General features: G+C 71.2%; 4 protein-coding genes and 1 pseudogene. 1 reads left to right on the top strand and 4 read right to left on the bottom strand.

Features of this window, described 5'->3' with window-relative positions:
• From AWZ10_RS12675 to AWZ10_RS12660, 4 genes and pseudogenes are all read right to left on the bottom strand, one after another.
• Positions 1–183 (bottom strand): annotated as a pseudogene (locus tag AWZ10_RS12675) (hypothetical protein); the annotation flags it as partial.
• 71 nt (positions 184–254) lie between these two features.
• Positions 255–869 carry a SigE family RNA polymerase sigma factor gene (locus AWZ10_RS12670; protein WP_060891104.1) on the bottom strand — a complete coding sequence of 205 codons (615 nt, stop codon included), beginning with the start codon at positions 867–869 and terminating at the stop codon, positions 255–257.
• A gap of 142 nt (positions 870–1,011) precedes the next feature.
• On the bottom strand, positions 1,012–1,575 hold the full coding sequence (locus AWZ10_RS12665) for a hypothetical protein (RefSeq protein WP_244172477.1): 564 nt from the start codon (positions 1,573–1,575) through the stop codon (positions 1,012–1,014).
• A gap of 129 nt (positions 1,576–1,704) precedes the next feature.
• Positions 1,705–2,727 (bottom strand): L,D-transpeptidase, encoded by a 1,023-nt coding sequence (locus AWZ10_RS12660; RefSeq protein ID WP_060891102.1) that lies wholly within the window; start codon positions 2,725–2,727, stop codon positions 1,705–1,707.
• A 138-nt stretch (positions 2,728–2,865) separates the two neighbouring features.
• On the opposite strand from AWZ10_RS12660, the gene AWZ10_RS12655 reads away from it, so the two are divergent.
• Positions 2,866–3,369, top strand: coding sequence for a SigE family RNA polymerase sigma factor (locus AWZ10_RS12655; RefSeq protein WP_046709043.1), 504 nt, complete (start codon positions 2,866–2,868; stop codon positions 3,367–3,369).
• Positions 3,370–3,459: the final 90 nt, after the last annotated feature.

Here is a 3,459-nt window from a genome sequence, read left to right as displayed (position 1 = left end):
CAGCAGTCCGCAGCCCGTGCCCACCGCGACGGCCCGGCGCCGCAGCCTCCGGCCGCGGCCGTCCCGTTCGATCGACTGCAGCGGCACGGGCGGCGGTGTGAGGTCGTACGCGGCGTCGGCGAACGCCTCGCGCAGCAACCGCCCGGTGTCGGCGTCGTACTCGCAGTCCGCGACCGTACCCAAGTCCGTTCCCTCTCCTTCTCCTGTGTGTCTTCCTGCGGTGGTGTCCGGGCCGGTCCCGGAAGTGGGGCGGTTCATGGGCGGGCTCCGGAAACGGGCGAGGGGGACGCCGGGGTGAAAGGGCGGGAGGAGGGGACGGAGGCGGCGGAGCCGTGGGCGCGGCGGTCCGCGTGCGCCGCACCGGCGAACTCGGGGTGGGCGCGCAGGGCCTGCAGGCCGCGTCGTACATGGGTCTTGACCGTGCCGAGCGAACAGCCGAGCAGCTGGGCGATCTCGTTCTCGCCGAGGTCCTCCCAGAAGCGGAGCACCAGCACGGACCGCTGCCGGGCCGACAGCGCCGCCAACGCCTGCGTGACGGCGGCCCGTTGGGCGATCGACTCGTCGTGCCCGGCGTGCCGCTCGTGCACCCGTTCCGGCAGGAACGGTGTCAGCAGATGGGCCACGCGTCTCTTCCGTACGCGGCTGATGTTGTTGTTGACCAGCGAGCGCCGTACGTAGAAGTCCACGTCGTCGCGCGGTATGCGCCGCCAGCGGGCGTACACCTTCGCCAGGGTGGTCTGCACGAGATCCTCGGCCTCGTGGAAATCACCGGTCAGCATGTGTGCGGTACGCACCAGACGGGGCCAGGCCGCGGTGGCGTACACGGCGAAGTCACCGGCCTCTGGTGATCCGGGTTTCTCTTGCGGCACGGACGACGGTCCTCGGGATCGGGAACGGGGGAGCCTGCCGTGCGGGAGCGGGTCGGTCAAGTCCCGCTCCCGCACGGTCACTTCGGCACGAGGTGCCGGGGCGGAGCGGAGCGGCCCGTGGAGAGGACCGCCCCGGACCGGATCAGCGCAGGCGCAGCCGGGAGTAGACGCCGCCCTTGGTGTCGTGGACGGTCACACCGCGCAGGAACTCCTGCCCGTCGCCCACCGTGGGCAGGTCCGCGATGGCGTACCAGACGCCCCAGCCCGGCTTTCCGGGCAGCTCGATCAGCTTGCCGTGGACCTTGCCCGTGCTCGTCCGTACCTCCACGCGGGAGGCGGTCCCCTTGCCTCCGTAGTAGACGCCGGAGAGGTAGTAGCGCCCCTCGAAGGCGGACGCCTGGAGCGACACCCCCGGCCGGCTCCGGTCGATGTTGCCGTCGACGACGCTCCGGAACTGCGGGAAGTCGGGCAGGTCCGGCTCCAGCCAGTGCTTGCCCTCCGCCGTCATCCAGAACTCGAATCCCGGCGCGGCGACGACGTGTTCACCGGGCTGGACGATGCGCGGAGTCGGTGCCTTCCGGGCCGCCGACTCCGCCACCGTCGTGCCGGCGCCGTGCGCCGTCTCCCCCCGCGAGACGGCGTACGACGACGTCGATGCCCCCGCCAGCAGCGTGGTCAGCGCTGCGACGGCGACGAATGTGTGCATCCGTGCCATGGCCATGAACGGACGACCCCCAAAGGTGTGTTGGTCCAGGTGTGTTGGTCTGACACTCCTGAAACCCGGGAGACGTACGGGACGGATGACACCGGCGGGACACTTTTTTTCCGCGGCACCTCACCTCAGCGCGCTGCCGGCCTTCCACTGCTCCCAGTCCAGGTTCCAGTCGCCGTACCCGTTCCCGACGGCCACGGTCTCCTTCGAGCCGGTCACCTTCACCACGTCCCCGGGGATGACCTGGTCGTAGAACCGTTTCGCCGTCCCGTCGTCCGCGAGCCCCACGCACCCGTGGGTGACGTTCTGCCGGCCCGCGTACGTGTTGGCCTTCGGGTTCTCGTGGAGGTAGGTGCCGGAGGCGGTGAGGTGGACGGCGTACGCGTACCAGTCGGCGTACGAGTCGCCGTAGCCGACCGAGCGGGAGTCCATGAACACCCGGCGCTGCTTGTCGGAGACGACCATCGTGCCGTTCCAGGTCTCCATGCCGGGCGCGCCCGCGGTGACCGGGATCCGCTGGGTCGAGCCGTCCTTCACGACGGTCATGGTGTGGCTGCCCACGTCGACCGTGGCGATCAGTGAGCGGCCGATGGTGAAGTGCCGGGTGAGGTTCGCGTCGTCGATGCGGACGGTGACCTCCGTGCCGGGCTTCCAGTAGGTGCGGGGGCGGTAGTCGACGCGTTGCCCGTCGGCGAGGTTGCGGTCCTTGACCCAGCTCCACGAGCCCTCGGTGGCGGTGTTGGTCTCGACCTTCAACCGGCGTTCCACAGAGGCGCGTTCGGCCTCCGGGACCGGGCGGTCGAAGGTCACGGATATCGGCATGCCGACGCCCACGGTCTGCCCGTCGGCGATGTTCACGCGCGCGCCGTCGAAGGCCTTCAGCGGGGTGGGACTCGGCTTCACGTTCACGGCCTCGGTGTCGCCCCCGGCGCCCGTCTCCGCGTCCGCCCGGGCGTGGGCCTTCGGTATCGCGCTCGGCCCCTCGATCCGCACCCCTTCCCCGATCCCCGCACAGCCCGTGAGCGTCAGCGCGACCGCGCACGCGGCCGTCGTGGCGAGCACGTGGACGAGACGCCGGGCCCGTCTCGTCCCTGTGGTCCTGCCCAGCGTGGTCCTCTTCCCCGAGGCGCTGTTCCTCGTGGTCATGGTGTCCCCCCAGATGTCTTTCGAGCGGTGTGTTTCCGTGATGTGTTTCGATGTGCGGCGTACGTACGGGACCTGTACGCACGAGGGGGGCGATCGGGTTGCACGGCGACGCAGATGACTTCGGACGACGGCGGGGGCATGACCGAGGAAGAGTTCGACGCGTTCTACGCCACCGCGTTCCCCCGGCTGACCGGCCAGCTCTACGCCTACACCGGGGACCACGGCGAGGCGCAGGACGTGGTGCAGGAGGCCTTCGTACGGGCCTGGGACCGGCGGCGGGACTTCCTCGCGGAGGGGGCGCCCGAGGCGTGGATCCGCACCGTGGCGATGCGGCTCGCGGTGAGCCGGTGGCGGCGGGCGCGCCGCTGGCTGGAGCTGGTGCGCCGAAATCCGCCCCCGGAACACGCGCCGGGACCCGAGCCCGAACGCGCGGTGCTGGTCGACGCGTTGCGCAGGATTCCGGAGGCACAGCGGATGGCGGTGGTTCTGCACCATCTGTGCGACTTGAGTGTGGAGCAGGTAGCCTCCGAGACCGGCGCCCCCGTGGGCACGGTCAAGGCCCGGCTGTCCCGCGGCCGGGCGGCGCTGGCGCGCGAACTGGCCCCCGGCGCGGGTGAGAAGGAGGACGGCCGTGTCCGATGAACTCACCGTCCGGCTGCGTGAGCTGGCCGAGACCGCCGAGGCCCTGCCGCCCGGGTCCGGCGCCGAGGTCCGCGCCATCGCCGGTCGCCG

Source organism: Streptomyces europaeiscabiei, assembly GCF_001550375.1.
Classification (GTDB): domain Bacteria; phylum Actinomycetota; class Actinomycetes; order Streptomycetales; family Streptomycetaceae; genus Streptomyces; species Streptomyces europaeiscabiei.
The sequence above is the reverse complement of the archived record's forward strand: the minus strand, read 5'-3'. Positions and strand labels throughout refer to the sequence as shown.

Excerpts from the sequence above, each read along its gene's own strand:
- AWZ10_RS12665 (WP_244172477.1), bottom strand. The coding sequence starts at position 1,575 with ATGCACACATTCGTCGCCGTCGCAGCGCTGACCACGCTGCTGGCGGGG.
- AWZ10_RS12660 (WP_060891102.1), bottom strand. The coding sequence starts at position 2,727 with ATGACCACGAGGAACAGCGCCTCGGGGAAGAGGACCACGCTGGGCAGG.
- AWZ10_RS12655 (WP_046709043.1), top strand. The coding sequence starts at position 2,866 with ATGACCGAGGAAGAGTTCGACGCGTTCTACGCCACCGCGTTCCCCCGG.